The organism is Singulisphaera rosea (genome assembly GCF_054877945.1).
Genome location: NZ_JBTYIP020000012.1, coordinates 128,111 through 155,045, shown reverse-complemented (window position 1 = coordinate 155,045; position 26,935 = coordinate 128,111). Strand labels below are relative to the sequence as shown.

General features: G+C 63.9%; 16 protein-coding genes and 1 pseudogene. 12 read left to right on the top strand and 5 right to left on the bottom strand.

Features of this window, described 5'->3' with window-relative positions; genetic code table 11:
• Window positions 1–200 precede the first annotated feature (200 nt).
• From ACYOEI_RS20720 to ACYOEI_RS20710, 3 genes are all read left to right on the top strand, one after another.
• Window positions 201–1,193, top strand: a complete 993-nt coding sequence (locus ACYOEI_RS20720; protein WP_462851466.1) for an NAD-dependent epimerase/dehydratase family protein — start codon at window positions 201–203, stop codon at window positions 1,191–1,193.
• Window positions 1,194–1,304: 111 nt separating this feature from the next.
• Window positions 1,305–1,826: a type 1 glutamine amidotransferase domain-containing protein gene (locus ACYOEI_RS20715; protein WP_462851465.1), complete on the top strand. Its 522-nt coding sequence runs from the start codon at window positions 1,305–1,307 to the stop codon at window positions 1,824–1,826.
• A 390-nt stretch (window positions 1,827–2,216) separates the two neighbouring features.
• Window positions 2,217–3,071 (top strand): hypothetical protein, encoded by an 855-nt coding sequence (locus ACYOEI_RS20710; protein ID WP_462851464.1) that lies wholly within the window; start codon window positions 2,217–2,219, stop codon window positions 3,069–3,071.
• A 513-nt stretch (window positions 3,072–3,584) separates the two neighbouring features.
• Here ACYOEI_RS20710 and ACYOEI_RS20705 read toward each other — a convergent pair.
• A complete protein-coding gene (locus tag ACYOEI_RS20705) occupies window positions 3,585–3,974 on the bottom strand; it encodes a hypothetical protein (protein WP_462851463.1) in 390 nt (129 codons plus the stop codon).
• 751 nt (window positions 3,975–4,725) lie between these two features.
• Here ACYOEI_RS20705 and ACYOEI_RS20700 point away from each other — a divergent pair.
• From ACYOEI_RS20700 to ACYOEI_RS20685, 4 genes are all read left to right on the top strand, one after another.
• Window positions 4,726–5,814, top strand: a complete 1,089-nt coding sequence (locus ACYOEI_RS20700) for a DUF1559 domain-containing protein (RefSeq protein WP_462851462.1) — start codon at window positions 4,726–4,728, stop codon at window positions 5,812–5,814.
• Window positions 5,815–5,912: 98 nt separating this feature from the next.
• On the top strand, window positions 5,913–6,263 hold the full coding sequence (locus ACYOEI_RS20695; protein WP_462851461.1) for a hypothetical protein: 351 nt from the start codon (window positions 5,913–5,915) through the stop codon (window positions 6,261–6,263).
• 40 nt (window positions 6,264–6,303) lie between these two features.
• Window positions 6,304–7,824, top strand: a complete 1,521-nt coding sequence (locus tag ACYOEI_RS20690) for a heavy metal-binding domain-containing protein (protein WP_462851460.1) — start codon at window positions 6,304–6,306, stop codon at window positions 7,822–7,824.
• Window positions 7,825–7,879: 55 nt separating this feature from the next.
• Window positions 7,880–11,779, top strand: coding sequence for an efflux RND transporter permease subunit (locus ACYOEI_RS20685; protein ID WP_462851459.1), 3,900 nt, complete (start codon window positions 7,880–7,882; stop codon window positions 11,777–11,779).
• Window positions 11,780–11,971: 192 nt separating this feature from the next.
• Here the strand turns inward: ACYOEI_RS20685 and ACYOEI_RS20680 are convergent, their stop codons facing one another.
• The 3 genes and pseudogenes from ACYOEI_RS20680 to ACYOEI_RS20670 form a co-directional block, all read right to left on the bottom strand.
• Complete coding sequence (locus ACYOEI_RS20680; RefSeq protein ID WP_462851572.1) at window positions 11,972–14,014, bottom strand: hypothetical protein; 2,043 nt, start codon at window positions 14,012–14,014, stop codon at window positions 11,972–11,974.
• Between the two features lie 141 nt (window positions 14,015–14,155).
• A pseudogene (locus tag ACYOEI_RS20675) lies at window positions 14,156–14,935 on the bottom strand (M56 family metallopeptidase); the annotation flags it as partial.
• Between the two features lie 68 nt (window positions 14,936–15,003).
• A complete protein-coding gene (locus ACYOEI_RS20670) occupies window positions 15,004–15,420 on the bottom strand; it encodes a BlaI/MecI/CopY family transcriptional regulator (protein ID WP_462851458.1) in 417 nt (138 codons plus the stop codon).
• Window positions 15,421–15,645: 225 nt separating this feature from the next.
• Between ACYOEI_RS20670 and ACYOEI_RS20665 the strand changes: the two genes are divergently transcribed.
• The 4 genes from ACYOEI_RS20665 (at window position 15,646) to ACYOEI_RS20650 (ending at window position 22,011) form a co-directional block, all read left to right on the top strand.
• Window positions 15,646–16,728, top strand: a complete 1,083-nt coding sequence (locus ACYOEI_RS20665) for a Gfo/Idh/MocA family protein (RefSeq protein ID WP_462851456.1) — start codon at window positions 15,646–15,648, stop codon at window positions 16,726–16,728.
• 665 nt (window positions 16,729–17,393) lie between these two features.
• The gene (locus tag ACYOEI_RS20660) at window positions 17,394–19,061 is read left to right on the top strand and encodes a LamG-like jellyroll fold domain-containing protein (protein ID WP_462851455.1); all 1,668 of its coding nucleotides are present in this window, start codon (window positions 17,394–17,396) and stop codon (window positions 19,059–19,061) included.
• Window positions 19,062–19,112: 51 nt separating this feature from the next.
• Window positions 19,113–19,562: a nucleoside deaminase gene (locus tag ACYOEI_RS20655; RefSeq protein WP_462851454.1), complete on the top strand. Its 450-nt coding sequence runs from the start codon at window positions 19,113–19,115 to the stop codon at window positions 19,560–19,562.
• Window positions 19,563–19,737: 175 nt separating this feature from the next.
• On the top strand, window positions 19,738–22,011 hold the full coding sequence (locus tag ACYOEI_RS20650; RefSeq protein ID WP_462851453.1) for an alpha/beta hydrolase family protein: 2,274 nt from the start codon (window positions 19,738–19,740) through the stop codon (window positions 22,009–22,011).
• A gap of 493 nt (window positions 22,012–22,504) precedes the next feature.
• Here the strand turns inward: ACYOEI_RS20650 and ACYOEI_RS20645 are convergent, their stop codons facing one another.
• Window positions 22,505–22,888 (bottom strand): hypothetical protein, encoded by a 384-nt coding sequence (locus tag ACYOEI_RS20645; RefSeq protein WP_462851452.1) that lies wholly within the window; start codon window positions 22,886–22,888, stop codon window positions 22,505–22,507.
• Window positions 22,889–23,014: 126 nt separating this feature from the next.
• Here ACYOEI_RS20645 and ACYOEI_RS20640 point away from each other — a divergent pair, with 126 nt between their 5' ends.
• Window positions 23,015–26,752, top strand: coding sequence for a HEAT repeat domain-containing protein (locus ACYOEI_RS20640; RefSeq protein ID WP_462851451.1), 3,738 nt, complete (start codon window positions 23,015–23,017; stop codon window positions 26,750–26,752).
• Window positions 26,753–26,935 lie beyond the last annotated feature (183 nt).

Sequence of the window (26,935 nt, the reverse complement as noted above, 5' to 3'; positions counted from 1 at the left end):
GCGTACACCGGCCGATACCCCGAAAGCCACCCCGAAAATACCGGCCGCCCCCGCGGAGTTGTGTAAGACTTGGGGAAAGCGTCGACCTCCACGGGTGTCCGACCGGCGATGGCTCCCTGCGACGCCTTGGGACTCGCGTCGAGTTCGAGGCCGCGGACGAGCCATTCTCGGGGCCTTCCGAAGCGAGATTGGGAATAGCGATGACCGCAACCGGCTCCAAGACGATCTTCCTGACGGGTGCCACCGGGCTGGTCGGCAGCCACGTGGCGGAGGAGGCCCTCCGGCGAGGTCACCGCGTCCTCGCGCTCGTCCGGGCCTCCAGCGACACGCGGTGGTTGGATAGCCTCGGGGTGGAGAAGGTCCTCGGAGACCTCGCCGACTCGGACGCCTTGCGTCGAGGCGTGGCCTCGGCCGACTGGGTTTTCAACTGCGCCGCGAAGGTCGGTGATTGGGGGACGCTGGAGGAATTCCGCGCGCTCAACGTCGACGCGTTCCGCCTCCTCCTCGACGCCGCCGCTGATCAGGGCGTCGAGCGATTCGTCCACGTCAGCTCCCTCGGCGTCTACGAGGCCCGCGACCACTTCGGGACCGACGAGACCGTCCCGACCGCCACCCAGTCGCTCGACGCCTATACCCGTTCCAAAAACGAAGCCGAGGAGCTCGCGCTCAGCTTCGCGAAGAGTCGAAAGCTCCCCCTTTCCATCGTTCGGCCCGGGTTCATCTACGGACCAAGGGACAGGACAGTCTTGCCCAAGCTGATCAACGCCTTGAAGGCTGGCCGGTTCTTCTATTTCGGCTCGGGCAACCAGGTGTTGAACTGCGTGTACGTGAAGAACCTCGTCGCCGCGATCTTCCTCGCCGCCGAGGTCCCTGAAGCGATCGGCGAGGTCTTCAACATCACCGACGGCCAACCGGTCACCAAGCGGCAGTTCGTCGGACGGGTCGCCGAGCTCTCGGGGCTCCGCCCCCCCCGACGCAAGATCCCGCTCTGGCTCGCGTGGACCCTCGCGGTCCTCATGGAACGGCGGGCCAAGCGCCTCAAGTCGCTGGAACCCCCGCTGGTGAACAAAGCCCGTTATAAGTTTCTCGGGTTGAACCTCGACTATTCGATTGAGAAGGCGCGCCGTGTGCTCGGGTACGTGCCCCCTTATAGTACGGAGGAAGGCCTTTCCGAAGCCCTCGCCAACGCCTGAGTCCTACGGCGAGTCGTCTGGGTCGTCGGCGTCGCTCCTCGAGCCTGTTGGCGTGAGTCGCACCCGGGCCTTCGGACGGTTTCCTCTCGAGATATACCCGAGGAGTTCGCCATGGAATCGTTGAAAGGGAAGCACGCCGCCGTCCTCGTCGAGAAACTCTACGAGGACCTGGAGCTTTGGTATCCCGTCTACCGCCTCCGCGAGGCCGGCTGCGACGTCAAAATCGTCGGACCCAAGGCCGGCGAGACCTACAAGTCCAAGCACGAATACCCTACCAAAGCCGACGTCGCCGCGGCCGACGTCAAGGCGAGCGACTTCGATATCGTCATCGTGCCGGGGGGCTATTCGCCCGACCACATGAGGCGGCACAAGGCCATGGTCGACCTCGTCACCGAAGCCGCCCGCCTCGGCAAGGTCGTCGCGGCGATCTGCCACGGGCCCTGGATGCTCTGCTCCGCGAAATGTCTGAAAGGGCGTAAAGTCACCGGCTTCTATGCGATCCGGGACGACGTCGAGAATGCGGGGGGCGTCTGGGAAGATGCCGCCGTCGTCCGAGATGGCAACCTCGTGACGAGCCGAACTCCGGACGACCTCCCCGACTTCATGCGAGGGATCTTCGAAGCCCTCCAGTAAATCTCGGGGTCGGTCGTACTCGGGTTCGCGCCCGCACTTTCATCAGGTGGATCCAGATCAGGCCCTCGACCATGTCGAGGGCCTCGATTTTGCGCGTCACGAGGGCTGAGGTTCAATAAAATGGATGGTCTGTGCGCTTTTTGTGGGTTGTTAGGTGTCTTCGTTGTGTCGGCGATCTAGAACGTCTCTGGAAAGTCTGGTGTTTTGGGGATTTTTGGGTCGATAGGAAAATGCTCTCCAGCATGATTCGATCGTCGGCTCGATCCGCGAGATCGGATGATGTTCTCCCGCAGTCTCGATCGCCAACCGTCCGGCCCCGCGTCGGAAGAAAACAGGGATGTCCGGCCCCGGGGCGGAGTGGGGTAAACCTATAATTGAGGAGATTTGGAGATGTCGATCAGTGCTCTGCTCGTGCTAGGATGGCTGAGCGCGTCCCCGACGGCTTCGGAGGCCCCGCAGCCGCTGCCCGCCCGGGCGATTGCGGCAGCCGCGCCTGCCGCGCCTGCCGCGGACAGCCCGAAGGAGAAGCCGAAGTTCGAGTTTACGCTCGGGGGCAAGAGCGAGTCGGTCGTCCCTTACACGCACGGGGACGCGAAGGTTGAGGAAGGGAAGATCGAGATCACTCCCGAGGACAACACGCTCAAGGCCGTCCTGACCGGGGGCGCCGGGGCCAACGTGTTCCTGGGCGTGGAGTCGAGCGCGAGCCAGTCGATCCAGGTCGTCCAGGAGTTCGAGATCACCTGCTCCGACCCGGCGATCAAGGAAGTCGTGCTGACGCTCGAGAGCAACCTCGCGGGCTTCATCCGGAGCAAGCACAAGGCGTCGGCGTGCGTCCGATTGGCCAGCGCCACGGTCGCCCCGGTCGGCGCGGCGACGACTCCGCTCGCGGTCAGCTACCCGGCCTATTGCGTCTCGGGTGCGCAGGGTTACAAATACACCGATCCGCAGCAACCCGCCAATGGACCGGCCATGCCCCTGGGCCGTTACGTCCTCCAGGCGAATTTCGTGATCGAGGCGACCGCCGCCGGGCTCCTTGACGCCCACTCGACCGCGATCTTCGTCCCCGAGAGCGAAGCCCTCGACGGCTGGGAACGCGAACACGACCCGTTCAACGGCGACGCCCACGACGATTTCGGCTTCTCGGTCACGCTGAACGCCGACTCGCCTCCGGGCTTCCCCTCCGTCTCGAAGAAGGACCCCGTGAAGCGCACCGCCTCCCGCCCGGTCAAGCGCGCCCGCCGCTGAGAGTTCCGTCAGATCTGGGTGGCGCCCTTTCTCGGGCGCCGCCTGCCTTCTCGTTCCCAAGAATGGCTTTCGCTTCCGGGGAGTCGGTTCTCTCCTCCCCTCGTCGGGACCGCGACGATGGGAGAGGACGACGCTCGACGCGAAGGAGGCCACTCTTGCCAACGAGTCTGGTTCGTTGCACCGCTCCTGGCTGCCAGAACGAGGCCGCCTACAAGATCGCCGCACCCTGGAGTGACGGGCGCTTCTCCGAGCTGAAGACCTACGGGCTTTCCTGCCTCGACCACTTCGTTCCCGTCTTCCTCGAGGCCCAACGTCACCGGGCCCGATACGTCCCGGCGCCTCACGAGATCGTCGGCGAGGTCGGGATCTACCGATGCTCGACGACCGATCCGTCCGCCCCGACGGCACGTCTCCAACGTTTGGAGCATGTCCTAGCGATCGCTGGACGCTCCTCGAGCGATCGGCCGTCGGAATTCGGGCGCATGACTCGCAGCCTTTCCCGGTCTCGAAGATTTAGTCGCGGTTTGACGCCCCTCCCGTGGGACGATCAGGGTCGGCGGTGGCCTCGTCGTCCATCTTGTGCTCCCAGTGGAGCATCCGGTCGAAATCCTCCTGGAGGAAGACCCAGAGAGGTTCGCGGCCGATCACGAGGTAGCGAGTCATGACCGTCTCCCTCGGTTCGTCGAGGGTGAGCCGCACGGCGAACGGTCGAGCTTTCTCGCTCGACATCAACGCGCCGACGATTTCGTAGTCGACCAGTCGACGTTCAGGGCGGGTCGAATCGACCACGCCGATCGGCGGCTTGCCGCCGATCACGATGCCCGACCTGCGATCGTTGGACTTCCAGGCCTCCAAGGACGCGATCAGTGCGGCCTTCGCCGAAGCGGGGCTTGGGATCGTCAACTCAGTCGGGGAACTCGCCGAACGACCGCAACCAAGGCATGCCGCCATGGCGAGGCCTAGAACGGCTAACGTGCGGCTGGCACAGGGCACGACGTGTCGCTTGACCCGAGAGCGGAGGCGGAAACGGGGACCGGCACCGCAACGAAACGCAAGTGCCAGTACCCGTTTCCGCCGCAGCGGACGGCGACGGCCCGGAAAATGGGGACAGGAACCCGGCCTCGGAGTTGATCCGTGAGCGGCCCAGCCTGAGCCGGCCGGGAGCCAGTCCCCGTTTTCCTCCGACGTGCGCAACGCGTGCGTGAACCGCTCTAGGAACCACCGAAGTAAAACGTTGGACATGGTAGACGGGCCGCCTCTGCGCAATTGGGCTGCAAGAATGCTTCAGCCATTTGATCCCGAGCATGGTTCGAGCCGTTCCTGACGTCGGCGATTATAAAGTCAACTGAGGAAGAAGATCGCTCGGGTTCGTTGCCCCCGCCGTAAGAAAACGGGCGTGGGATCCTTCGCCTCGCCACGGAGTCGGTCTCTGCTGGCGCCCTTCAGATCTTATGTGCGCGATGCGTTCGCGGGCGAGACGAGGCCTCGTTCTGATCGAACTCTGAAATGACCTCCCTTGGCGACCGGGTTTCGCGGCCAGGAACGGTCGATTCGACCCTTGAGGATCATGGAAAGGAACGGCTCGACCTCGAACCGGTCTTGTGCGAAAATGACTAATTATTCCATGGCTCAGGATCATCCCGGAGATTATCCGATGCGACGCTTCCGACGGGGATTCACCCTCATCGAGTTGTTGGTGGTGATCGCGATCATCGCCATCTTGATCGGCCTCCTTTTGCCCGCCGTGCAATCGGCCCGCGAGGCGGCCCGGAGGACGCAGTGCACCAACAACCTCAAGCAAATGGGCATCTCGATCCATAACTACGTGACGGCATTTCAGGTCCTCCCGTTCGGCAAGGGCCTCTGCTACGGGGCGGGGACGGGTTGCACCAACACCTATCCCGGGGCGGCGGCGTATGCACGATGGTCGGTCCATAGCCAGCTCTTGATTTATATCGAACAGGGAAATTTGTACAACAGTATCAATTTCAACATCCCGCCCGAGACCCCCGGCATGGCGGGGGACGTGGCGTTCATGCCTGCCTATCAAAACACCCACCGCGAAAACGCCACCGCGAGCCTCTCTCAGGTCGGCACGTTCCTCTGCCCTTCCGACGGCGGCTCGGGACTCTTGGGCCAGTGGCCGGGGGGGAATAACTACCTGGGGAATCTCCAGTCGTGGGCCTGCGACCTCAGCGAGAGCTTCGCTTCGACCGTCGCCCCGAACGACCAACCGCAAGGCATCTTCTACTATCGGAGCTCCGTCACGCTCGCGAGCATCACCGACGGGACGAGCAACACGGCCTTCTTCAGCGAGAAGATCCGCGGCACCGACAAGAATGATAACGACGCCCGATCCGACTCTTTGGTGATGTCGGGGACGATCACCCCGGTCCCGACCGGCATGGATGCGACGTATGCGTCATGTCAGGCGTTGAATCCCGGGACGTCGCTCCGGCTCACACGTCGCCAGGGGATGAGCTGGGTGATGGGTGAGATGTGCTGCACCGCGTACAACCACGTCGCGCCGCCGAACGGTAAGACGTGCGCGGGGACGGGGTTCCCGGGGACGATGGCGAATATGCCGATGCAAGTCCCGCCGTCGAGCCTCCACCCCGGTGGCGTGAACGCGCTCATGGGCGACGGTACCGTCCGATTCGTCAAGAGCACGGTCGCGCTGGCGACCTGGCGGGCGATCGGGACGAGGGCCGGCGGTGAGGTCATCAGCGCCGATTCCTTCTGATTGAATGAGGGGCCCCGTCGTTGTTCAAGACTCCACGATGCTGTCTCGTCGCTGCATTCGCCCTCGGACTCCTCGGCCCTTCGTGCAGCGGGCCGAGCATGAATCCCCAAGGCGACGCGGCCCGTTCCGCACTCGAGCGGACTCTCGAAGCCTGGAAGGCCGGTAAGCGGCCCGACGCCCTTGCTCGAGACACCCCGCCGGTTCAGGTCGGCGACAATGAATGGGCCGGAGGACGAAAGCTTGGCTCGTTCGAGATCCTCGGCGAGCTCCCCTCGGAAGCCGACAAACGCTTCAAGGTGAAGCTCACGTACGACGGCAAGGCCAAGGACGCCGAGGTCGTCTTCATCGTGCTCGGCGCCGGCGCCTCGGCCGTCTTCCGCGAGGAGGATTATGCTCGGATGTTGAACATGGACAATAACCCTCCTGTCCCGTCGAAGCGACGCCGGTAACCTCCGACGACAACCGGCCCGCCGGAGCGGATCCATTGGCATGAACAACTCCACGTCCGATGCGACCAACGAGGACGTTTTTGGCGTCGTGGAAAGCTCTCCGGCCACCCGTTTTTCTCGCGCGGTGCTGGCCCTCCGCGCGATCCAGGTGCGGATGCGCTTCCTCGTGATCCTGGCGGTTTCATTCGCGGTCGCCGGTCAGTGGGAGACCGTGAAGAACCACGGCGATAGATTCCGGCGAGGGCTTTTCGGGCCGGATGCACACGCCCCTTCGATCTCCACGGATACGGAGTATTTTTGCCCGATGGACCCGGGCGTCGTCTCTGCCTGGCCGAGCAAGTGTGGCATCTGCAACATGGCACTGGTCCGTCGGAAGATGGGCGAAGCCACGCCACTCCCGTCGGGCGTCCTCGCCCGGATGCAACTGTCCCCGTATCGGATTCAACTCGCCGGGATTCGCACCGCCGCCGCGACCTATCAACCCCTGGTACGCGAGCGTTCCGAGGTCGTCGCAGTGCGTGCTCTGGTCGCGCCGAGGACCCTCGAGGTCGAGCGACTCGAGCGGGATCCCTCACGACTGGAGGCCGGGCAAGCCGTGGTGGTTACCCTCCAGGGTGAAGAGGGACCGTCCTCGCTCGCCGGCCGAATCGACACGGCTTCGCCTTTGCCTTCGGCTCCGGCCCAACGCCCACACCTCAACCTGATTCTCAAGGGCGGCACGGTTCCGGCGGACCTCCGCCCCGGCTCGAAGGCCAAACTGACCGTACGCACGCCGGTGGCCGAACTCGAACCATTCCGGTCGATGCCGGTCGATGCCCCTGCGATTCGAGAGAAGGAACCGAGGGCCGTCTACCTCTGCCCCGAGCATTCTGAGGTCCTCGCCGATCGAAAGGGGAAATGCCCCGTCGACGGTCGGAATGAACTCGAACGCCACGGCCTCTTGAAGAACCAACGCCTTGCGTGGTGGTGCCCGATGCATCCGTCGGTCGTGGCCGATCACCCTGGACCGGAGTGCCGGGAGTGCGGCGGGATGAAACTCGTCCCTCGCGTCGTCACCTATCGTCCCCCCGGACAGGTCCTCGCCGTGCCGGAGTCGGCCGTGGTCGACACCGGCTCAAAGACCGTGGTCTATGTCGAGCGGATGCCCGGGATGTTCGACGGGGTCGAGGTGGTCCTCGGTCCCAGGGTCGGCGACGCTTACCCTGTGATTAAAGGCCTGGATCCCGGCCAGGCTGTGGCGATCGCGGGGGCGTTTCTGGTCGATGCCGAGACACGACTGAACCCCAGCCTCGCCGCGAGCTATTTCGGTTCAGGGTCGGGGCGGAACTCCCATACGGCCGAGACGCACAAGGCCGCGGAGGATCCGAGATCAGGTCTCTCGCCCGAGGACCAGGCGATCGTGTCGCGTCAGAAGATCTGTCCGGTGACGGGCAAGCCGCTCGGTTCGATGGGCACGCCGGTGAAGGTCACGGTGACGGGCAAGGACGTTATGATCTGCTGCGAAGGGTGCGAGTCTCGGCTGAAGAAGGATCCGAAGGCGTACCTCTCCAAGATTCCTTGAGATGTTCGCCCGTTGGCGAGCTTCCTCTAGAAAACGAGCGACCCGAAGCCCGCCGATGATCGAGCGACTGATCGCATTCTCCATCCGCAACCGGGGCGTGGTGGTCCTCGGGGGCCTGGTGTTCGCCGTCTGGGGCGTCTACGCCGCGTTTCAGACCCCGATGGATGCGGTGCCGGACCTCTCCGAAAATCAGGTGATCGTCTTCACCGAGTGGACCGGGCATAGCCCCAAAGAGATTGAGGATCAGGTCACCTACCCCCTCTCCGTCCACCTGCAAGGGATCCGAGGTGTTCGAGTCGTTCGCTCGTCGAGCGACTTTCACCTGTCGATGATCAACGTCATCTTCGACGACGACGTCGACTTCCCCGACGCCCGCCGCCGTGTCCTGGAGCGGCTCGCCCAGGCGAAGGACCTGCTCCCGAACGGGGTTGTTCCGAAGCCACCTCCGGACGCGATCGCCACGGGCCAGATCTTCTGGTACACGATCGAAGGGGGCGGCCTCGACCTGGGCAGGCTTCGCGCCCTCCAGGATTGGTACGTCGGTCCCCAGTTGAGCTCCGTCCCAGGCGTGGCCGAGGTCGCCGGAGTTGGTGGGTTTCCCGTCGAGTACCAGATCAGCGTCGTCCCCGACCGGCTTCTCGCCCAGGGCGTGACCCTCGCAGACGTCGTCCGGGCTGTCGGCGAGTCGAACGCGACGACCGGCGGCCCCGTGATCCAGAAAGGGAATGCCGAGTACATCGTCCGCAGCCTCGGCTGGCTCGGGACGAGGCCCGGGCGCGTCGACGACGAGTTCGACCCGACCCGGGCCGTCCGCGACCTGGAGGACGCCGTGCTGTCGACCTCGGCCGACGGCTCGGTCCTGCGCGTCGGCGACGTCGCCAGCGTCGCCGCCGGCCCCGGCCCTCGCCGAGGTGTGCTCGAGAAGGACGGGAACGAGGTCGTCGGCGGCGTGGTCCTGATCGGCTACCGTGAGAACCCCCTCGAGCTCACCCGACGGATCAAGGCGAAGCTGCGCGAGGTCCAGGCCGGGCTCCCGAAAGGGGTGAAGGTCGTGCCTTTCTACGACCGAACTCCGCTCATCCGCGGGGCGGTCTGGACCGTCGCGAGCACCATCACCGAGGCGATCGTCACCGCGACGGTTTGCGTGCTCCTGATCCTCCTGCACGTCCGTGCTTCCTTCGTCATCGCGCTGACGCTACCCTTGGCCGCGCTCGGGTCGTTCGCCCTGATGTGGCTCTTGCGTGCGATCGGGATTGCCGACGTGCAGACCAACATCATGTCGCTCGCGGGTGTCGCCATCTCGGTCGGCGTGCTGGTCGACTCGTCGGTCGTGATGGTTGAGAACGCGATGCATCGGCTCCGCGAGCACTTCGGCGACCAACCCGTCACCGGAGACATCCGCGCGATCGTGTTACCGGCCTGCCAGACGGTTGGCCGGCCGATGTTCTTCTCGGTCGTGATCATGCTCCTGTCGTTCCTCCCCGTCTTTGCCCTCGGGGGGATCGAAGGGAAGATGTTCCGACCGTTGGCGGTGACGAAGTCGCTCTGCCTGGTGACCGTCGCGGTGCTCGCCGTGACCCTCGTCCCGGCCCTGTGCACGATCTTCCTTCGGGGTCGGATGCGGGGTGAGCGCGAGAGTTGGATCGTCCGAGGGGTGATCGACGTTTATCGACCGATCCTCTCCTCTCTCCTCGACCGACCGACGCCGCTGGTCTGGATCCTGGGAATGACCTTCCTCGTCGGCCTGGCTCCGGTCGGGAGCCCCCTGCTCTTCAAACTCACGCTTGGACTGGCGCTATTTGCCGGAGGATTGGCAACGCCTCGCTGGAGAGGCCGGGTGGTCGGTTGGTCGATGCTCGTCCTGGTTGCCCTGATCGCCGATCGGGTGATCACGCCCCTCGGCCGGGAGTTCATGACGCCGCTCGACGAAGGGATGGTCATGGACATGCCGATCAGCGTGCCGAGGGCCTCCGTCACCGAGTCGACCGACGACCTCAAGGCACGCGACATGGTCCTCTGCCGGTTCCCCGAGGTCGACATGGTCGTCGGCAAGGCCGGCCGGGCCGACTCCCCGACCGACCCGGCCCCCATGGACATGATCGAGACCATGGTGAATTTCCGCCCTCGCGAGCTCTGGCCCAAGCGGAAACTCCTCCCTTCGGACGCGGAGAGGCAGACCGCTCAGGTCCTCGATGCCCTCGTCCGCGAGGGTCTTCTTCACAAGCCCGAAGATCGTCGAACTCTCATCAAAGCCGCGGTCGATGCGGCCCTGCCGGTCTGCGACTCGCTCCTTCGAGAATATGCTTATCAGCGAAATCGCGAGTACGAACGATCCCCGGGCGTCAACGCGAGCGACCCGGACGATCCGCAATACGCCCTCCAAATCTCGAATTGGCGTGAACACGTCAATCAGGTGAACGCTGAGTTGATCGACCGAGCCGCCGAGACCTACACGCGACTGGCCCTGGAAGAACTACTGAGCCTCACTTCTCCGGTCGACCCGAAAGTGGCCGCCGTCATCCTCGAGATCCGGCGACTCCGAGAACAACCCCCGACGATCCGGACGAGCGTCGACGACCACCATCACGCCTCGACCGTGGCCTTGCCGAGCACGATCGAGCCTCTCCCCTCGCTCGATGCCCTCCAGGAGGAACTGACTCCTCCGTTCGCATCCCGGCTCCTCCTCTGGCAGAAGGATCGCTCCGAGATCGCCGGCTTCGGGGCGGATCTCGATCGGGCCGTGCAGATGCCGGGGTGGACGAACGTCTGGACGATGCCGATCCAGAATCGCGTCGACATGCTCGCGACCGGCATCAACACGTCCGTCGGTGTCCGCGTGCTCGGACGGAAGCTGGACGACGTCGTCCACACCTCCGAGGCGATTGCCGAAGTCCTCAAACGCCTCCCCGATGCCGCGGACGTCATCGCCGACCCGGTGCGCGGCAAGGGCTACGTCGAGATCCAAGTCGATCGCGAACGGGCAGCCGTCGAGGGCGTCAGCATCCTCGCCGCCAACGAGGCGATCGAGACAGCGCTTGGAGGGAAGGTCGTCACAACCAGCGTCGAAGGACGCGAGCGACACCCGGTGCGCGTTCGTTATGCCCGCGACCACCGAGGGGACGAAGACGCCATCCGCAACGTCCTCGTCCCCTCGATCCTCAAGGACGTCGAGGGCCGTCCGAAGGCCGTCACGCTCGGTCGCATCGCCGAGATCCGCGTCACGGAAGGGCCGGCGACAATCAAGAGCGAGAACGGCCTCCTGCGTAACTACGTCCGCCTCAATGTGCGGGACCGCGACGCCTCCGACTTCGTCGAGTCGGCGCGTCGCGTCGTCACGAGCCAGGTGAAGCTCCCCGAAGGGGTGTTCCTTGAATGGACCGGCCAGTTCGAGCAAGAAGCTCGGGCCCGGAGGGTCCTAACCTTCGTCTTGCCCGTGGTGCTTGGCCTCATCTTCCTGGTCCTCTACTGGACCTACCACGACCTCGCCGACGCCGCGTTGATGATGCTCGCCATCCCGGGCGCGATCGCGGGGGCGGTCTTTTTCCAGTGGTTATTCGACTTCAAATTCTCGGTCACGGTCTGGATCGGCTACATCGCTTGCTTCGGCATGGCAACCTCAACCGGCATCATCATGCTCGTCTACTTGCGCGAGGCCCTGGACCGGGCCGGCCCGTTCGTCGAGCTCGAGCTCGCGCAGATCCGGCGAGCCGTCCTCGACGGTGCCGTCCATCGGCTCCGCCCGAAGCTCTTGACCGAAGGGACGATGGTCATCGGCCTCGCCCCGATGCTCTGGGCCTCGGGGGTCGGGGCCGAGGTCATCAAGCCGATGGCCGCACCGGTCCTGGGCGGGATCCTGATCGCCGACGAGGTCATCGACCTGCTCTTACCGGTGGCCTTCTACCACGTCAGGTGCTGGCGACTCGCCCGCCTCCGAGGCCGAGACGCTTCTGGCTGACTTTCTTCGAACTCTCAATGGAGAGAAGAGAGCTTCACCACAAAGGCACGAAAGACACAAAGAATGATCAATGCAGTCAAGAAGAGGACGATTCCTGAACATCTTACTCTTTGTGTCGTGGTGCCTTTGTGGTTGGATCCTCATGCGATGGGCGTCAGCGGAGTTTTCAATGGTTGCATAATCCTTGGTGGTTTATTTGAAGGTTGAATCTTCCTTCATTCGGCTCACTGTCTGTTCGATCATCGAGAGTCGGTCTTCGGGCGACTCGAGACTTGCGGCGACATTCAAAGCTTTGGCGAACTCACCTCGGTCGATCAGAACCTTGGTGAGAGTCGCCAACGCGCTCTGATGGTTCTCCGGCTTCTGGGTGCGAACGGCCTGTATTGCCTGATCGAGCTCACCTAGCTTGGCAAGGAAGTGTACACGTTTCAACGCGATGTGGGCGGCGAGGAAATCCAGGTTCCAATTCATCTCCAGAGGGATGGACGTCCTCACCGAGGGGTATCGCGGTGTGCGAGGCTCGCTCGAAGGTTTAGATTCTTCCCCAAGCCTCTGGCTCTGTTCGATAACCAGGAGTGCCTCTCGGAAGCATTCGTTGGCCTTCGCAATACCACCAGAGGTTTCGTGCCAGTTCCCGAGACTTTCCAGGGCGTTGAGCTTCTCGATGGGACGCTCGGCTGGAATGGCCTCGGCGGTTTGCGCAGCCGACTTTGCGTCGGCGAGTGAAAGTTGAAGGTCGATAATCAGCGAAAGACATCGCGATCGGCTCGGTTCGGGACGGGTCTTTGCGGCTATGATCAAGTTGGAGATTCGGGCCGTATCCTGCAGGGGAACTCCCGCCTCGATCTGATTCTTTGTGACGGCGATTTCGGCAAGAATCTTCTCGTCGGGGTGGGAGTTGACCCGGGCCAGTACGAGGGCGCGACGGAATTGATCGATGGCCGTGCCGGTTTGCCCCGACCGAGCCTGGAGGCGTGCGACGACGGCAAGGGTCACTGGTCTGAGGGCATGATAGTAGGCATCTCGACGCTCGGAAACCACTTTCGGCTCTAAAGACGGGATCTCCATCGCTGTGGCCGAAGCACCCTCGAAGTCGCCAAGCTTGGCCTGGAGATGGGCAACGGTCGCGAGCAATTGGACCGAATCCGGCACGTAGCCTCTCGTCGTCAGCGCTATGGCGATCCTGGGTAGGTCGCGTCGAGCCATCTCAGGGTTCTCGGCCGACAAGTTCTCTGCCCCCGTAATGACTTGGAAACGCGTCGGCTGGAAATCATGATCTTGTGTCTCCTTGGTGTAGGCCTCAATCAACTTCTGGGCCGCTCTGGATTTCCGCTTCGTGACGAGCGATTCTGTAAGCTTTAGGGCACCCTGTAGGTCATCGATCTTGGCGAGGCCCTCCACCACGGATGTCATTGCCAGCTCCCGGGCTTCGCCCGTCATTTCGCCGAGTGCGATTGTTCGTGAGCGTTCGACTAACTCGCGGGCTCCGGCCTTATCACCCCTTTTGAACAGGATCTCCGCCGCATGCCCGTAGAATGACGCTTTCAACGCACCAGCGTCGGCCCATTTGTTCTGTTCATCGGCGAGCCTCGCCATCATAAATCCGTGGTAGCCGTCCATCACCGCGAGCGCCCGCGTTTCGTCCGCGATCGACCCGGCCTGATCGCCGAGCAACCGTCGCTCCTCACTGATCCTGAAGAGGAACTCCGAAACGAAGAGTGGCGCGAGGGATGCCCCAAGAAAATCAAACGATTCGGTTCCGTTCTTTGAGTTCTTCTCCACAGCCTTCTTCACCGCGGCCGGATCAATACGGATCGTTCGGATGACATCCGCGATTTGATCGAGAGAATGCCGGGCTGCGTCCATGTCGCCGGCTTTGCGCTGGAGCCCGACGAATTCGAGACGCATCGCCAGAATCTCCCAATCGTCGGTCTCCTTTAGCTCAGGACGAGGTGCAAACGAATCGACAGCCCGCTGTAGGGTCGCGAGTCCGGCTTGCCGATCGCCGAGCTTGAGTTGGGTCTCGGCGACTGTTTGAAGGACCACGGCATGAACGGCCCCTTGGTAGGGATCGCCCTTGGTCGCGGTCACCTCGTCGATCGCCCTTTGGAGCATCGACCGAACCTGTTCTTTCGGTGGAATGGGCTTCGGGTCCGCGTAGGCCGCGACCATCAGCGTGCTTCCCAGTACCACCGCACCGAGCAGGCCGAGTCCTTCCGGCATGGTCAATGTCATCGTACGATCCTCGAGGTTCAAGAGGCGTCGAACACGGGTCATGACCTGTCCCTCGGCCATGGCGATCCCGACGCCACGGCCTCCGCGACGCGACCCGGCGAGCGTCACGAGCATCTCGGCGTAGGCCAGGGGCGATTCCGTCCGTTCGACGACGAGTCGGTCGCAACACGACTCGCGTTCCAGGCGGACCCAGGCCGATAGCCACCAGACCAACGGGTGGAAAAAGAGCAACGCTTCCACGAGCCGTTGTGCAAGGTTTACGAGGTTGTCCCAGCGTCGGAGATGGGCCAACTCGTGGAGCAAGGCCATCTCGAGCTGCTCGACGCTCCAACCGCCGAGCGCCACGGGGGGGAGCAGGATCAGTGGGCGGACGACGCCCACGAGTAGCGGGGCGGCGATCCGGTCGCACACGGCCACGCCGACGCGTCGCGCGACACCCAGAGACTCCGCGAGGGCACGGCATCGGCGTTCGACCTCCTCCCCGACCACGCCCCGGCTCGACCGTCGGAGCCGCTCGACGCCGACGAAGCCGGTCGTCAGCAACAACAGCGTCGTCGCCGATCCGGCCAGCCAGACCCAGGGGAGGATCGCGACAAAGGGCTCGAACAGATGATGCCTCGGCGTATCATCAGGCCCTGCCTGGAAGGCCAAACGCACCTCGAGCTGACGTGCACCTGGGTCCGGAGTTGCGACGGCCTTCCCTTTCGGAGTGGATATGGCCAGATCCTTCGCAGGGAGTCGGGCCCTCGGTGGCTCCGGCAAGATCGAGGACGTCGGTTCATAGACCCATGCGAAGATCGGCAGGGGCAGCAGTGCGAAGAGGGCCAGGAAACCGAGGGCGAAGGCGTAGCGAGTCTCTGGCCGAGACGAACGCAGGCCGCGTCGACCCAAGACTGCCAGGAATCCGACCGGCGCACCCATCCAGGCGAGGTGGAGCATCGTCCACCCGGCTGCCGTCCAGACGTGCGTGATCGTCCAAAGGGGGGTGTTCATCGGTTCCGTCCTTTCTTGGGATCCTTCTCGCCGGCTTCGGCGCGGGATCTCAGGAGCTTGAGGATCTCTTCACGCTCTTCGTCGTCGATTTGTCCCTGGTCGATCATGTGCGCGACGAGTCGGCGAGCCGAGCCGTCGAAGACGAGGTTCAGGAGCTTGCCGACCAGGCCGGAGACGGCCTTTTGCCGGCTCACGCTCGCCGACCAGAGGTAGCCGCGAGGGCCGTCCTCGCGCCGTACCAGATCCTTGGCGAGCATCATCTTGAGCATCGTGGCGACGGTGGTGATGGCCACCCCTCGCCGTTCCTGGAGCATCGCATGGACCTGGCCTAGCCCGGCCGGCCCGGTCTCCCAAAGGATCTTGAGGAGCTCCAACTCGCCGTCCGTCGGCTGCGTACTCGGGGGTCGTGCCATCGTGGCTGGGTCTCCTTGTGGCGAGGTGTCCGTCTCTCGATGTGTGATTTCTATAGAAATAGAATCGCCGCGTCAACGTCAGTCGGATCGGTGAGTCGAGCGATCCGAGCCTACGAGATGATCCACCGCAGTCCGACCCGGATTTCGCTTGTCACGCCCGGTCTCGTCTGTGACCTTGGGACTCTTGGATCTTCAACCAGACCGTTGCGAGGGGGCGGGGCGTCCATGGAGACGGTACGCGTCGGTTTGATCGGGTCGGGGTTCATCTCGGCGATCCACTACGAGGCGTTCCGCTTCGTCCCGGGTGCGGAGGTCATCGCGGTGGCGTCGCCGACGGAGGGCCGCTCGGCGCGTTTCGCGGCGGAACGCGGGATCCCGCACGCCTTCCGAGACGTGAGGGAACTCCTCGACCTGAAGGCGGTCGATCTCGTCGTGCTCGGCCTCCCCAATGACCGACATTGCGAAGTCGTCGTTCAGGCGGCCGAAGCGGGGAAGCATGTGGTCGTCGAGAAGCCGATGGCCCCGAGCTTGGCCGAGTGTGACCGCATGATCGCCGCTTGCGAGGCGGCGGGCGTCATCCTGGGATATGCCGAAGAGCTCTGCTTCGCCCCGAAATATGTCCGCCTCAAGCAACTCGTCGACGAAGGGGCCCTGGGGAAGATCCACCTGGTGAAGCAGTCGGAGAAGCACGACGGACCCCACACCCCCTGGTTCTTCGACACGTCCAGGAGCGGCGGGGGCGTGACCTTCGACATGGGCTGCCACGCGGTCGAGTTTTTCCGTTGGATCCTTGGGAAAGAAAAGCGTATCGAGAGCGTCTATGCCCACATGGGGACGTACGTCCACGCGGACAAGACGAATGGCGACGACGAGGCGATCCTGATCCTGAACTTCGAAGGAGGCGCGGTCGGGCTCGCCGAGGAGAGCTGGACGAAGCCAGGAGGGATGGACGACCGGGCCGAGGTCTTCGGGAGCTCTGGCCAGGCCTATGCCGACATCCTCTTTGGGAATGCCCTGCGAGCCTACTCGCGCGACGGCTACGGATACGCCGTCGAGAAAGCCGGCGACACCAAAGGCTGGACGTTCCCCGTCTTCGAGGAGGTCTGGAACTACGGCTTCCCGCAGGAGATGGAGCACTTCGTCGACTGCGTGCGGAACGGGAAGACCCCACGCGAGAACGGCCACGACGGACGTGCGGTCGTCGAAGCCATCTGTGCCCTGTATGCCTCGGCAGGCCGAGGGGCTCGGGTCGACCTCCCGTTCACGACGGACGTCGCACGACCGATCGAGCTATGGTGGCCGTCGTGAGCCGCGAGCTCGGCGTTGGGACCTCATGGATGATCCTCGGTCCCTCGGTTCATCCTCTCTTTGAGGTTGATGGGTCGGGGACCGAATCGCCTCTCCCGGTCTTCCGGCGGCCGCCTCGTCCGCGAGGTTCTACTAATCTTCGATCGGTGAAGAATGACGTCCTGGCCGAAGAAGTACGTCGAAGTTGCGGCAAACGGACACCTCGTGGTCAATTGGCCGGACGCAGGCCGATCGTTTTATATCCTACTTTGCGGCTGGCTAAGGCTCAGGCACAGTCTTCGTCCGAGCGGGCAGACTCTGTACTCGCTTGATGTCATCATCATGCCGGATCTCGTCGGAGTAGGCTTTCGCCTGAGATCGGGCTGGGACATCTGGAGTGGCTACTATCTGCTCTCGGAGGACCATCCCGGGGATCTTTTCCTCAGACAGGCATTTGCTCAGGATGCCTGACACGACTCGAATGCATGAAGTCCCGAGAAGTAGAACGAATAATAGCTTTCTATTGTAATTAAGATTAAATATTTCTTCAGTAAAGATAGTGGGGCGTTTCTCGTTATTTTCGGCTCGCCGGTAGTTTTAATGCCGTCTTGCCGGCCCAGACCGAGGAATCGATCATCGGGCGAGACACGCCGGTCGAATCTCAATTAAGACAAAGGGAGATCTTCATGATGTGGATGGTTTGTCTCTCGCTATTACTCTGCGACGCGCCCTCTCGGGCGGAAGCCCCCGGCCCGATCGGGCACTGGAGATTCTCGGGCGACGTGAACGACGCTTCCAGCCGAGGAAATCACGGTCGGTCCTTCGCGGTCGATCTGACGGTCCCCGGTCCGGACGGTTCACCTCGTGGTGCGGCGAGGTTTGATGGCAAATCCTCCTTTGTCGAAGTCGCGTCGACGCCCTCGCTCGAGCTTGGCAAGAGCGACTTTACCTTCGCCGTCTGGGTCAAGACCGAGGGAGCTTCCGACGACTCCCCGGGGGACCTGGTCAGCAAGTTCGTCCCCGCAACGCGTCGGGGTCTGAACTGGTCGATCAAGAGTGGCGCCGGGATGACGAACAGTCAGGCGAATGACCGCCACATCCACTTCGGCATAGACTCGGAGACCGAACCCGCCTGGTCGGACCGAGGGCGGCCGGGCAACGCTGTCTATGTGATGGCAATGGCGGTGCACGATGGTGGGTTGTTTGTGGGCACCTGCGAGGGGGGACCGGGCGAGACGGGGCACGTCTTCCGGTACGACGGCAATGACCGATGGGTGGACTGCGGAAGTCCTGACCGCTGCAACGCCGTGACCTCATTGGCCGCGTTCGGCGGCAAGCTTTACGCGGGCACGGGCAAGTATCGGCTCGCTGGTTCGTCCTTGACGGAGTCGCCGAACACCAACTTCGGCGGCAAAGTCTTCCGCTACGACGGAGATGGCCGATGGGTCGACTGCGGTCGACTGCCCGACACGGAAGCGGTCGGTGGGATGGTCGTGTTTCGGGATGAGCTCTACGCCTCGTCCCTCTACAAGCCCGCCGGCTTCTTCCGATATCGAGGCGGGGACAACTGGCAACGCTGCCCTTTGCCTCCCGACGGCCGCCGGGTCGTTTCGCTCGGGGTTTTCAATGGCCATCTGTACGCGGGGTCGTATGACTCCTGCTCGGTCGCGCGATTCGACGGTGAATCCTGGGAGACGTTTCCCGCCCTCGAGACGGCGGGGCAGACGTATTCGTTCGAAACTTACGCGGGTGAGCTGTTCGTCGGGACGTGGCCGAACGGTCAGGTTTTCCGGTTCGACCGAAGTGAGCGTTGGGTGACTGCCGGCCGACTGGGCGAGGAGAAGGAGTCGATGGGGATGGCCGTGCATAACGGCAAGCTCTACTGCGGGACGCTCCCCCTCGCGGAAATCTACCGCTACGACGAGGGGACGCGTTGGACTAAAACCGGGCGGGTCGACCTGACTCCCGACGTCAAGTACCGTCGTGCGTGGTCGATGGCCGTCTACAATGGTCGCCTCTTCTGCGGGACCCTTCCCTCGGGTCGTGTTCATGCGTTGGAGACCGGCCAGAGCGTGACCTTCGACCGGGCGCTGGAGTCGGGATGGAAACATCTCGCGGCCGTGCGCGAAGGAGGCAAGCTCTCGCTCTTCGTCGACGGGGCACGCGTGGCGACCTCGACTTCGACGGCGAACACGTCGACCCTGGACGTCAATAACCAAGCTCCGCTGCGAATCGGTTTTGGAACACACGACTACTTCCGGGGCAGCCTCAGTGACCTCCGACTCTACGACCGGGCCCTCCCGGAGACCGAGATCGCCCCACTGGCCAAGAGAGGTCAGGCCGCAAAGCCTTGAGAGGTGACGTCGGAGGTTTCCACTCGGACGCACCCGATCGGGATGCTCGCGATGAAGTCATCGAACGACCACGAACGCTGGATGTGGCGATGCTTGGAACTGGCCGCCATCGCCCGCGATCAAGGGAATACCCCGGTCGGGAGCGTCGTCGTGCTCGATGACGCGGTCATTGGGGAAGGGGTTGAGAGCTTACCTCTAGGATCCTCCCTCACGGGCCATGCCGAAATCCTCGCCTGCCAGGCTGCACTCGATGCGGTCGGTCGGAAAGAACTCGCAGGGGCGGTTCTTTATGCCACCGCCGAGCCGTGCTTCATGTGCTCGTATGCGATCCGTGAACTTCGCATCGGGCTCGTCGTCTACGGGATTGAGACGCCTGTGATCGGTGGTGTCACCTCGATCCATCCGATTCTGTCGGATTCGGCGCTCGACTCATGGCGGCCTGCCCCGTCGGTGATCGGCGGAGTGTTGCGCCACGCGTGCTTGTCGCTCAAGACCAGGTGAGGGACGAGAACCCGCGATCCCGAATCGAGTCGATCGTAGATCCGAGCTCAGCCGGGGACTCCCTTGGGAGCCGGTGGCGACCCCGTTACACTGGCCCGGCGTGTCGGAACGCAACCAGTCCGACCCCCCGACCATGCGCCGTGTCCGACATCCCACCTCAAAGGAGCCATCACCTATGCCGCGACGCGTCCTGCCGGCCTTGATCGCGACCCTTCTCGGACTCCATGCGTGGACAGTCCAGGCGCAGACGTTGCCCGGGACGCGGCCCTGGGAGGATCGTGGCGACCCGGCGAAAGCCATGGTCGACGGCATCCACACGTTCGCCGACCGCGAGCTCGCCGCGAGCGTCGCCCGACGACAGGCCCGCTGGTCGCGTGACTCTTCGTCGCCCGAGGCCTACGCAAAGTCGATCGACTCCCACCGCGAGACGCTTGCACAGATCATCGGTGCGATCGGGACGCGGGCCGCACCGGTCGAGCTCTCATACGTGTCTTCGCCCGAGTCGCCGGCCAAGGTGGCCGACACCGCCAAGTTCGCGGTTTATGCGGTGCGCTGGTCGGTGTATTCCGGGGTGGATGCCGACGGACTTTGGCTGGAGCCGAAAGGAGAAATCCGGGCGAATGTGGTGGCGATGGCCGACTGCGACGTCACTCCCGAGCAATTCGCCGGGCTCGCCGATGGCTTGAGGCCCGAGGAGCAGGTCGCCCGCAAGCTGGCGGAAACCGGTTGTCGCGTCCTGGTGCCGACCCTCATCAATCGCTCGGACGAGTTCTCGGGGAACGCGCTGGTCCGGTCGACGAACCTGACGCACCGGGAGTGGATTTACCGCCAGGCTTATGAGACGGGTCGACATATCATCGGCTACGAAGTCGACAAGGTACGCGCCGCGGTCGATTGGTTTTCGAGGCCCGGCGAGCCGAAGTTGCCGATCGGCGTCGTCGGTTATGGCGAGGGTGGTTTGATCGCGCTGTACACGGCCGCGATCGACACCAGGATTGGCGAGGCCCTGGTCGGCAACTACTTCGGGCCACGCGAGGCGGTCTGGGACGAACCGATCTACCGGAACGTCTGGGGACTGCTCACCGAGTTTGGCGACGCCGAGATCGCCGCCATGGTGGCGCCCCGTCCCTTGATCATCGTCTCGGGCGACGGGACGAATACCGCCTCCCCGCTCAACCCCGAAGTCGTCGGCCCGCCCCCCGTTCGTGACGGCCGCTCGGGCGCGGCCTCTGGTCGGATTCGGCCGGTCACTGCGGCGACGGCCGGATCAGAGCTCCAACGCCTCGAGGGTCTCCTCAAGCCCCTGGGAGAGTCCCGGCCGGCGACGTTCCTCGAATCTCTCCGCGACCCGAAGTCGGGCTCGACCGGTGCGTCACTGGTCGACGCACGGAAGGGGTTCGATCCGAAAGTGCGGATGAAGCGCCAACTCGATCAACTTGCGGAATACACTCAGGCCCTCATCCGGACGTCCGAGCTTCGGAGATATGCCTACTGGAAAAAAGCGGATCTTTCCAACGTCTCGGCGTATGAACGGACGACCGAAGCACTCCGAGACACCTTCCACGAGGAGCTCATCGGCAAGCTCCCCTCGGCGACCGATCCCCTCGAGGCGAAAAGTGTGCGGATCTACGACGAGCCTAAGTGGACCGGCTACGCGATCCAACTGCCGGTCTGGCCCGACGTCGTCGCTTCGGGCATCCTCCTCTTGCCTAAGGACCTCAAGGCCGATGAACGTCGGCCAGTCGTGGTTTGCCAGCATGGCCTGGAGGGGCGGCCTGAGGACGTTGCCGACCCGCGCAAGAAGACGGTGTACAACGCCTACGCGGCCCGCTTGGCCGACCTCGGATACATCGTCTATGCCCCCCAGAATCCGTACATCGGCGAGGATCACTTCCGCAAACTCCAGCGCAAGCTCAACCCGCTCAAGGCTTCGCTCTTCTCGGTGATCATTCGCCAGCACGAGCGGACCCTCGAATGGCTCGCGGCCCTCCCCCAGGTCGACGCCAAGCGCATCGCGTTCTACGGCCTCTCGTACGGGGGCAAGACGGCGATGCGCGTCCCCGCCGTCCTCAAGGGATATTGCCTCTCGATCTGCTCGGCCGACTTCAACGAGTGGGTCGTCAAGACCACGAACCTCGTCCGTCCGACGAGCTACATGTTCACGATCGAGTACGACATGTACGAGTTCGGCCTGGCCGAGCGCTTCAACTACGCCGAAATGGCCGCGCTGATCGCCCCGAGGCCATTCCAGGTGGAGCGGGGCCACCAGGACGGCGTGGGATATGACGAGTGGATCGGCTACGAGTACCTGAAAGTCAAGCGACTCTTCGACACCCTCGGCCTGGCCGATCGCGTCGACCTCGCGATCTTCAACGGCGGGCACCAGATCGATGCGAAGGGGACCTTCCCGTTCCTCGCCAAGCACCTGAATTGGCCGCGAGGAAACTGACCGAAAGTCCTCGGCTCGGCCTGTTCCAACCAGATCGGGCTCGCCTTCCTTGGTACGCTTTCGGGCTGAAAGGAATCGCAGATAGGACTCGGAAACGGAAAGACGGATTCATCCGCAGATGACGCAGATTGGCACAGATAAAACACAAGAATTTCTAATTACATCTGTGTCTATCTGTGTCATCTCCGGATCGTCTTTCGGCCCTTTTCCCTAGATCGGATCACGATCGGATTGCATCCACCTGGTGTTTCCCTGGTGATGACTTTTACAAGCCCGAAGCGCCAGCGAGTGAATCCCATCGCAAGAAATCGAAGAGGATTCACTCGCTTGCGCTTCGGGCTTGTATCAATGAGGTGCTACCCGGATGTTAACCGCTGTAGCCCGATGTCGGATCGCTGAAAAAAAGCGGGCGACCGTAACCCTCGACTCGGCGTTGATCACCGAATGAGATGCGTTCGCCCTATGAAATGGAGATTGCGGTGTATCGGCCGGGTCAGACGGTGGGCTGGGTTTCCCAGCGCTTGAAGACGCGGTCGAGGGCGGCCACGGCTTCTTCGAGGCGGTGCTTGTCTTCTTCGTAGAGGCCGCCGGTTTCTTGGGGGAGGCGGCGGACGGCCTCGGCGACCTGGTCGCGGGCGCCGAGCATCTGCGAGTAGAGCCGCTCGAAGACGGGGCGATTCGGCCCGGCGGCGATGACGGCCAGCTTCTGCCTGGCCGTGGCGATCCGCTGCTCGCAAGTACGGAGGACGGACTCCCAGTGCGGGCGTTCGTTGAGGTGGGTCCGCTGCGGGTAGGAGGGGTTCTTCAGCGGGCTCTGGGCGTTCGCTTCGACCGGCGAATGGGCTTCGCCATGGGACACCTGCGGCAACTTCGACACGGCGAGACTCCCCAACGTTGAGACGAGTCAGGACTTTCGCTACAATTCTGCCGGAAATCCCCGCCGGACTCCAGACCATCCGCGAATTCTGGCCTCATCCTCGCCCCGAAGAAGGTTCGTCCCACCATGCGACCACTCCTTGCTCGAGGGATCGTCCTGGCTCTTTGGGCCGTCGCGTCGTCGGCGGTCGCCGCCGAGAAAATCCCCCTGCCCGTGGTCGCCGAAGGATGGAAGGCGGAGCTGATCCTCCAGGCCCCCGAGATCCAGTACCCCTCGGCCATCGTGGCCGCCCCCGACGGCACGCTCTACCTCGGCCAAGACCCGATGAACATGCCGGGCCCGCCGACCCAGCCGATCGACTCGATCGTCACCTGGAAGAACGGGAAGCTCACGGTCTTCGCCGAGAAACTCTGGAGCGTGATGGGACTCGAGTGGATCGACGGTACCCTCTACGTCGTCCACGCCCCGTTCCTCTCGGCCTTCCGCGACACTGACGGCGACGGAAAGGCCGACTCCCGCGTCGACCTCATGACCGGACTAGGCCCCAAGCTCCCCGGTTTCAGCGGGATCAACGACCACGTGCCCTCGGGACTTCGGCTCGGGTTGGATGGCTACCTCTATATCGCGGTCGGCGACAAGGGGATCCCGAAAGGGGTCGGCAAGGACGGTGCGACGATCCAGCTCTTCGGCGGCGGGGTGATCCGGATCCGCCCCGACGGTACCGGGCTCGAGGTCGTCTCCACGGGCGAGCGGAACCCGCTCTCGGTCGCGCTCGATACCACCGATGAGATCTTCACTTACGGCAACGACGACGATAGCAAGAAGTGGCCCAACAGCCTGACCCACCACACCATGGGGGCCCATTTCGGCTACCCCTACCAGTTCCTCGCCGCTCCCTGGAGGAATCTCCCGATCGTCGCCGGTCAGCTCGGCGGCTCCGGGACGCAGGGGATCTGCTACAACGAAGATGGTCTCCCTCCCTCGTATCGCGGGAACTTCTTTTTCACGGATTGGGGCCTTTCCACGGTCTTCCGCTACGAGGTCGAACGCGCCGGAGGGACTTTCGCGCTAAAGAAGAAGACCCCATTCGTCACCAAGGGGACGCTCGACGACTTCCGCCCGTTCTCGTTGGCCGTCTCGGGCGACGGCGCGAGTCTCTGGTTGGTCGACTGGGCCTTCAACGGTTGGCTCTCCCAAGGTCCGAAGACGGGTCGGCTCTACCTCCTGACCTATTCGGGCCCGGACCGCGTCACTCCCACCCCCAGGCCGACCGGAAATGACCTCGCGACCAGGATCGCCGCACTCGACCATCCGGCGCTGACCGTCCGGCTCGAGTCCCAGCGGGTCCTCACACGACTTGGGGCTGCGGCGATCCCCACCTTGGTCGCCCGACTTAAGGCTGAGAGCCCGCTGACCGGCCGCGTGCATGCCCTCTGGACGCTCGATGCAATCGGGACGGCGGAGGCGCGTCGCCCGATCCTCGAGGCCTTGACCGATGCGTCCCCGGACGTCCGGACCCAGGCTGCTCGCAGCGCGGGGATTCGACGCGACAAGTCTGCCCTCGCCGGCCTCTCGTCGTTGTTACGCGACCGCGACGCGTTCGTGCGTCGTGAGGCCGCGATCGCCCTGGGAAGGCTCGGTGACCCGGGCGCGGTCCCGACCCTCATGGCCGCGCTAGGCGACCCCGACACATTCGTTTCATGGTCGGTGAGGCAGTCCATCCGCTCGCTCAACGCCTGGGATGAAGATTTGCTCGTTCACGCCCTACTCGACGAGAAAACCCGCGAAGATGCCCTGAGATTGGCCGATGAGTCGTGGTCGATCCCCGTGATCGACGCCTTGGGGAAGGCCCTGAGTAAGCTCGAGGCGCCCGGCGAGCGGGTCCGCGTGGTCCAGACCTTGGCCGGCCTCTATCGCCAGTACCCCGGCTGGTCCGGAAACTGGTTCGGGACCAATCCACTGGCCGGTGACTTCCCCAAGAAGACTCGCGATTGGAACCCGGAAGGGATGTCGCGGGTTGTGCGAGGGCTGGAATTGGCCCTCTCCGACCCGGACCCCGAGGTGCGACTCCAGGCGGTCGGCGGACTTCGAATGGTTGGTGCGTCCTCCGCCCCTGCCCTGCGTGCGAGGCTCGTCAAGGAGACCGACGACCGGACCCTCTCCGTGCTGGCCTCGGCGCTGGGCGCGTCTAAGGACGTGGCCTCCACGCCGGTCTTCGCGACTCTTGCCCAGGACGGAAAACGGTCGGAGAGCGTCCGCGCCTCGGCCCTGGATGCCCTCGCGAACTTCGCGACGCCGAGCGCCCTACGGACGCGATTCGCCCTCGTCTACGACCCGAAGACCCCGGCGACTCTCGTCGCCCGAGCCCTGCCTGCACTCGGTCGTGAAGGGACGCTCCCCTCGAACGACCTCGCGGGCTTCTTCCTTAACGCCTCGCCGGCGATCCGAACTGCGGCGCTGTTGGGCCTGAACCCGAAGAAGCCGATCCCGGATGACGTCAAGCTGGCCGTCATCGATCGCCTCGAGGACAAGGCCCCCGAGGTCCGACGCGCGGCGATCGAGATGGTCGCCCAACTCGGGCTCCGAGCCTCGGTCACAAAGCTGATCGCCCTGGCCAACGAACCCGACTTCCGCACCGAGGCAACCCTTGCCTTGACCGCCCTCCCCGACCCGCAGGCCTTGCCGGTCTACCTCGCGGCGATCCAGGACCGCAGTCCCGAACTCCGACGCCGAGGCGAGGCTGCCCTGCTCGCGATCCGCGATTCCGTCCTGCCGGACCTCGAGAAGCTCGCCAACGCGGGGACGTTGGAAGGACCGGCCGCCCTGGCCGTCGATCGTGTGCGGACTCGGTTCCTCCCGCTGGTCGATTGGAGAGTGATCGGCCCGTTCGCCAGGACGACGCCACGGGTCTTCGTCGGCGAACGTTCGATCGACTTCTCCCTGCCGCATAGTGGCGTGGAAGGGCGCAGGATCGTCTGGACGCCGAGGAAGGGGGATCCCTCCTCGGGCCGTGTTGTCCTGAACGACTTCAAGGAAGGGGCTGGGGACCGCGGAGGGTTCGGCTACGACACGAACGGCTCGCCGGACATGTGCGCCTTCGGGTACACCGAGCTCGAATCCGACACTGACCGCCAGGCCCTCCTCCTGGTCGGCTCTAGTGGCTCGATCACCGTGACGATCAATGAAGAGACGGTCCATAACCACCGCAATTTCGCCGGCCGACCGTATACCCCCGACTCGGATCTCCTCCGAGTCCAGCTCAAGAAGGGGCGGAATCGGATCCTCGTGAGCAGCCGGCAGGGAATCGGCGCCTGGTCGTTCAGCCTCCAGTTCTCAGACCCGAAGTCGACGCTCCTCGTGGTCCGCCCCAGGGCGAACCCGGTCGAGTCCCTACGGGCCTTCGCCCTGTCCCACGACGGCGATCCGCGCAAGGGCGAGACGATCTTCTTCGACCCCAAAGGAATCGGTTGTGTGAAGTGCCATGCCGCCGGTGGACGCGGGACGGCGAATATCGGCCCCGACTTGACCGGCCTGGCGCTCAAGTATGACAAGGCCGAGATCATCCGTTCGATCCTCGAGCCTTCGAACCGGATCGCCACCGGCTATCAGCCGGTCGTCCTTGCCCTGGAGGACGGCAAGGTCCTGGGCGGCCTGGTCCGATCAGAGACCGAGGATATTGTCGAGCTCGTGGATGCAGATGCGAAAATGACCCGAATCCCCAAGAACACCATCGACGAGCGACGGGTGGGCGATGTCTCGCTCATGCCCGCCGGAATGGCCGACACGCTTTCGGTCGTCGACTTCGCCGACCTCATCGCCTATCTCCAGGGCCTCAAGGCGGCTTCGGCCGCACCCGAGCATTGATGGACTTCGGTGGCGAAGGCATGGAATTCGACGCGTCGGTGAAAGCCACCGGCGTTTCAATCCTAGACTTGCCATAGCAGAGGCGCGGGAAGAGTCGTCCGCGGGTCTGTTACGCGGCGGATCCCGCCCTCGACTCCCGGAAATGAGCCGACCATGCCACCATCCGCGAGGATGGTTTCAAAG

Bases quoted from the DNA above. Each gene is read 5' to 3' on its own strand.
- ACYOEI_RS20720 (WP_462851466.1), top strand. From the start codon at position 201: ATGACCGCAACCGGCTCCAAGACGATCTTCCTGACGGGTGCCACCGGG.
- ACYOEI_RS20715 (WP_462851465.1), top strand. From the start codon at position 1,305: ATGGAATCGTTGAAAGGGAAGCACGCCGCCGTCCTCGTCGAGAAACTC.
- ACYOEI_RS20710 (WP_462851464.1), top strand. From the start codon at position 2,217: ATGTCGATCAGTGCTCTGCTCGTGCTAGGATGGCTGAGCGCGTCCCCG.
- ACYOEI_RS20700 (WP_462851462.1), top strand. From the start codon at position 4,726: ATGCGACGCTTCCGACGGGGATTCACCCTCATCGAGTTGTTGGTGGTG.
- ACYOEI_RS20695 (WP_462851461.1), top strand. From the start codon at position 5,913: ATGAATCCCCAAGGCGACGCGGCCCGTTCCGCACTCGAGCGGACTCTC.
- ACYOEI_RS20690 (WP_462851460.1), top strand. From the start codon at position 6,304: ATGAACAACTCCACGTCCGATGCGACCAACGAGGACGTTTTTGGCGTC.
- ACYOEI_RS20685 (WP_462851459.1), top strand. From the start codon at position 7,880: ATGATCGAGCGACTGATCGCATTCTCCATCCGCAACCGGGGCGTGGTG.
- ACYOEI_RS20680 (WP_462851572.1), bottom strand. From the start codon at position 14,014: ATGACATTGACCATGCCGGAAGGACTCGGCCTGCTCGGTGCGGTGGTA.
- ACYOEI_RS20670 (WP_462851458.1), bottom strand. From the start codon at position 15,420: ATGGCACGACCCCCGAGTACGCAGCCGACGGACGGCGAGTTGGAGCTC.
- ACYOEI_RS20665 (WP_462851456.1), top strand. From the start codon at position 15,646: ATGGAGACGGTACGCGTCGGTTTGATCGGGTCGGGGTTCATCTCGGCG.
- ACYOEI_RS20660 (WP_462851455.1), top strand. From the start codon at position 17,394: ATGATGTGGATGGTTTGTCTCTCGCTATTACTCTGCGACGCGCCCTCT.
- ACYOEI_RS20655 (WP_462851454.1), top strand. From the start codon at position 19,113: ATGAAGTCATCGAACGACCACGAACGCTGGATGTGGCGATGCTTGGAA.
- ACYOEI_RS20650 (WP_462851453.1), top strand. From the start codon at position 19,738: ATGCCGCGACGCGTCCTGCCGGCCTTGATCGCGACCCTTCTCGGACTC.
- ACYOEI_RS20640 (WP_462851451.1), top strand. From the start codon at position 23,015: ATGCGACCACTCCTTGCTCGAGGGATCGTCCTGGCTCTTTGGGCCGTC.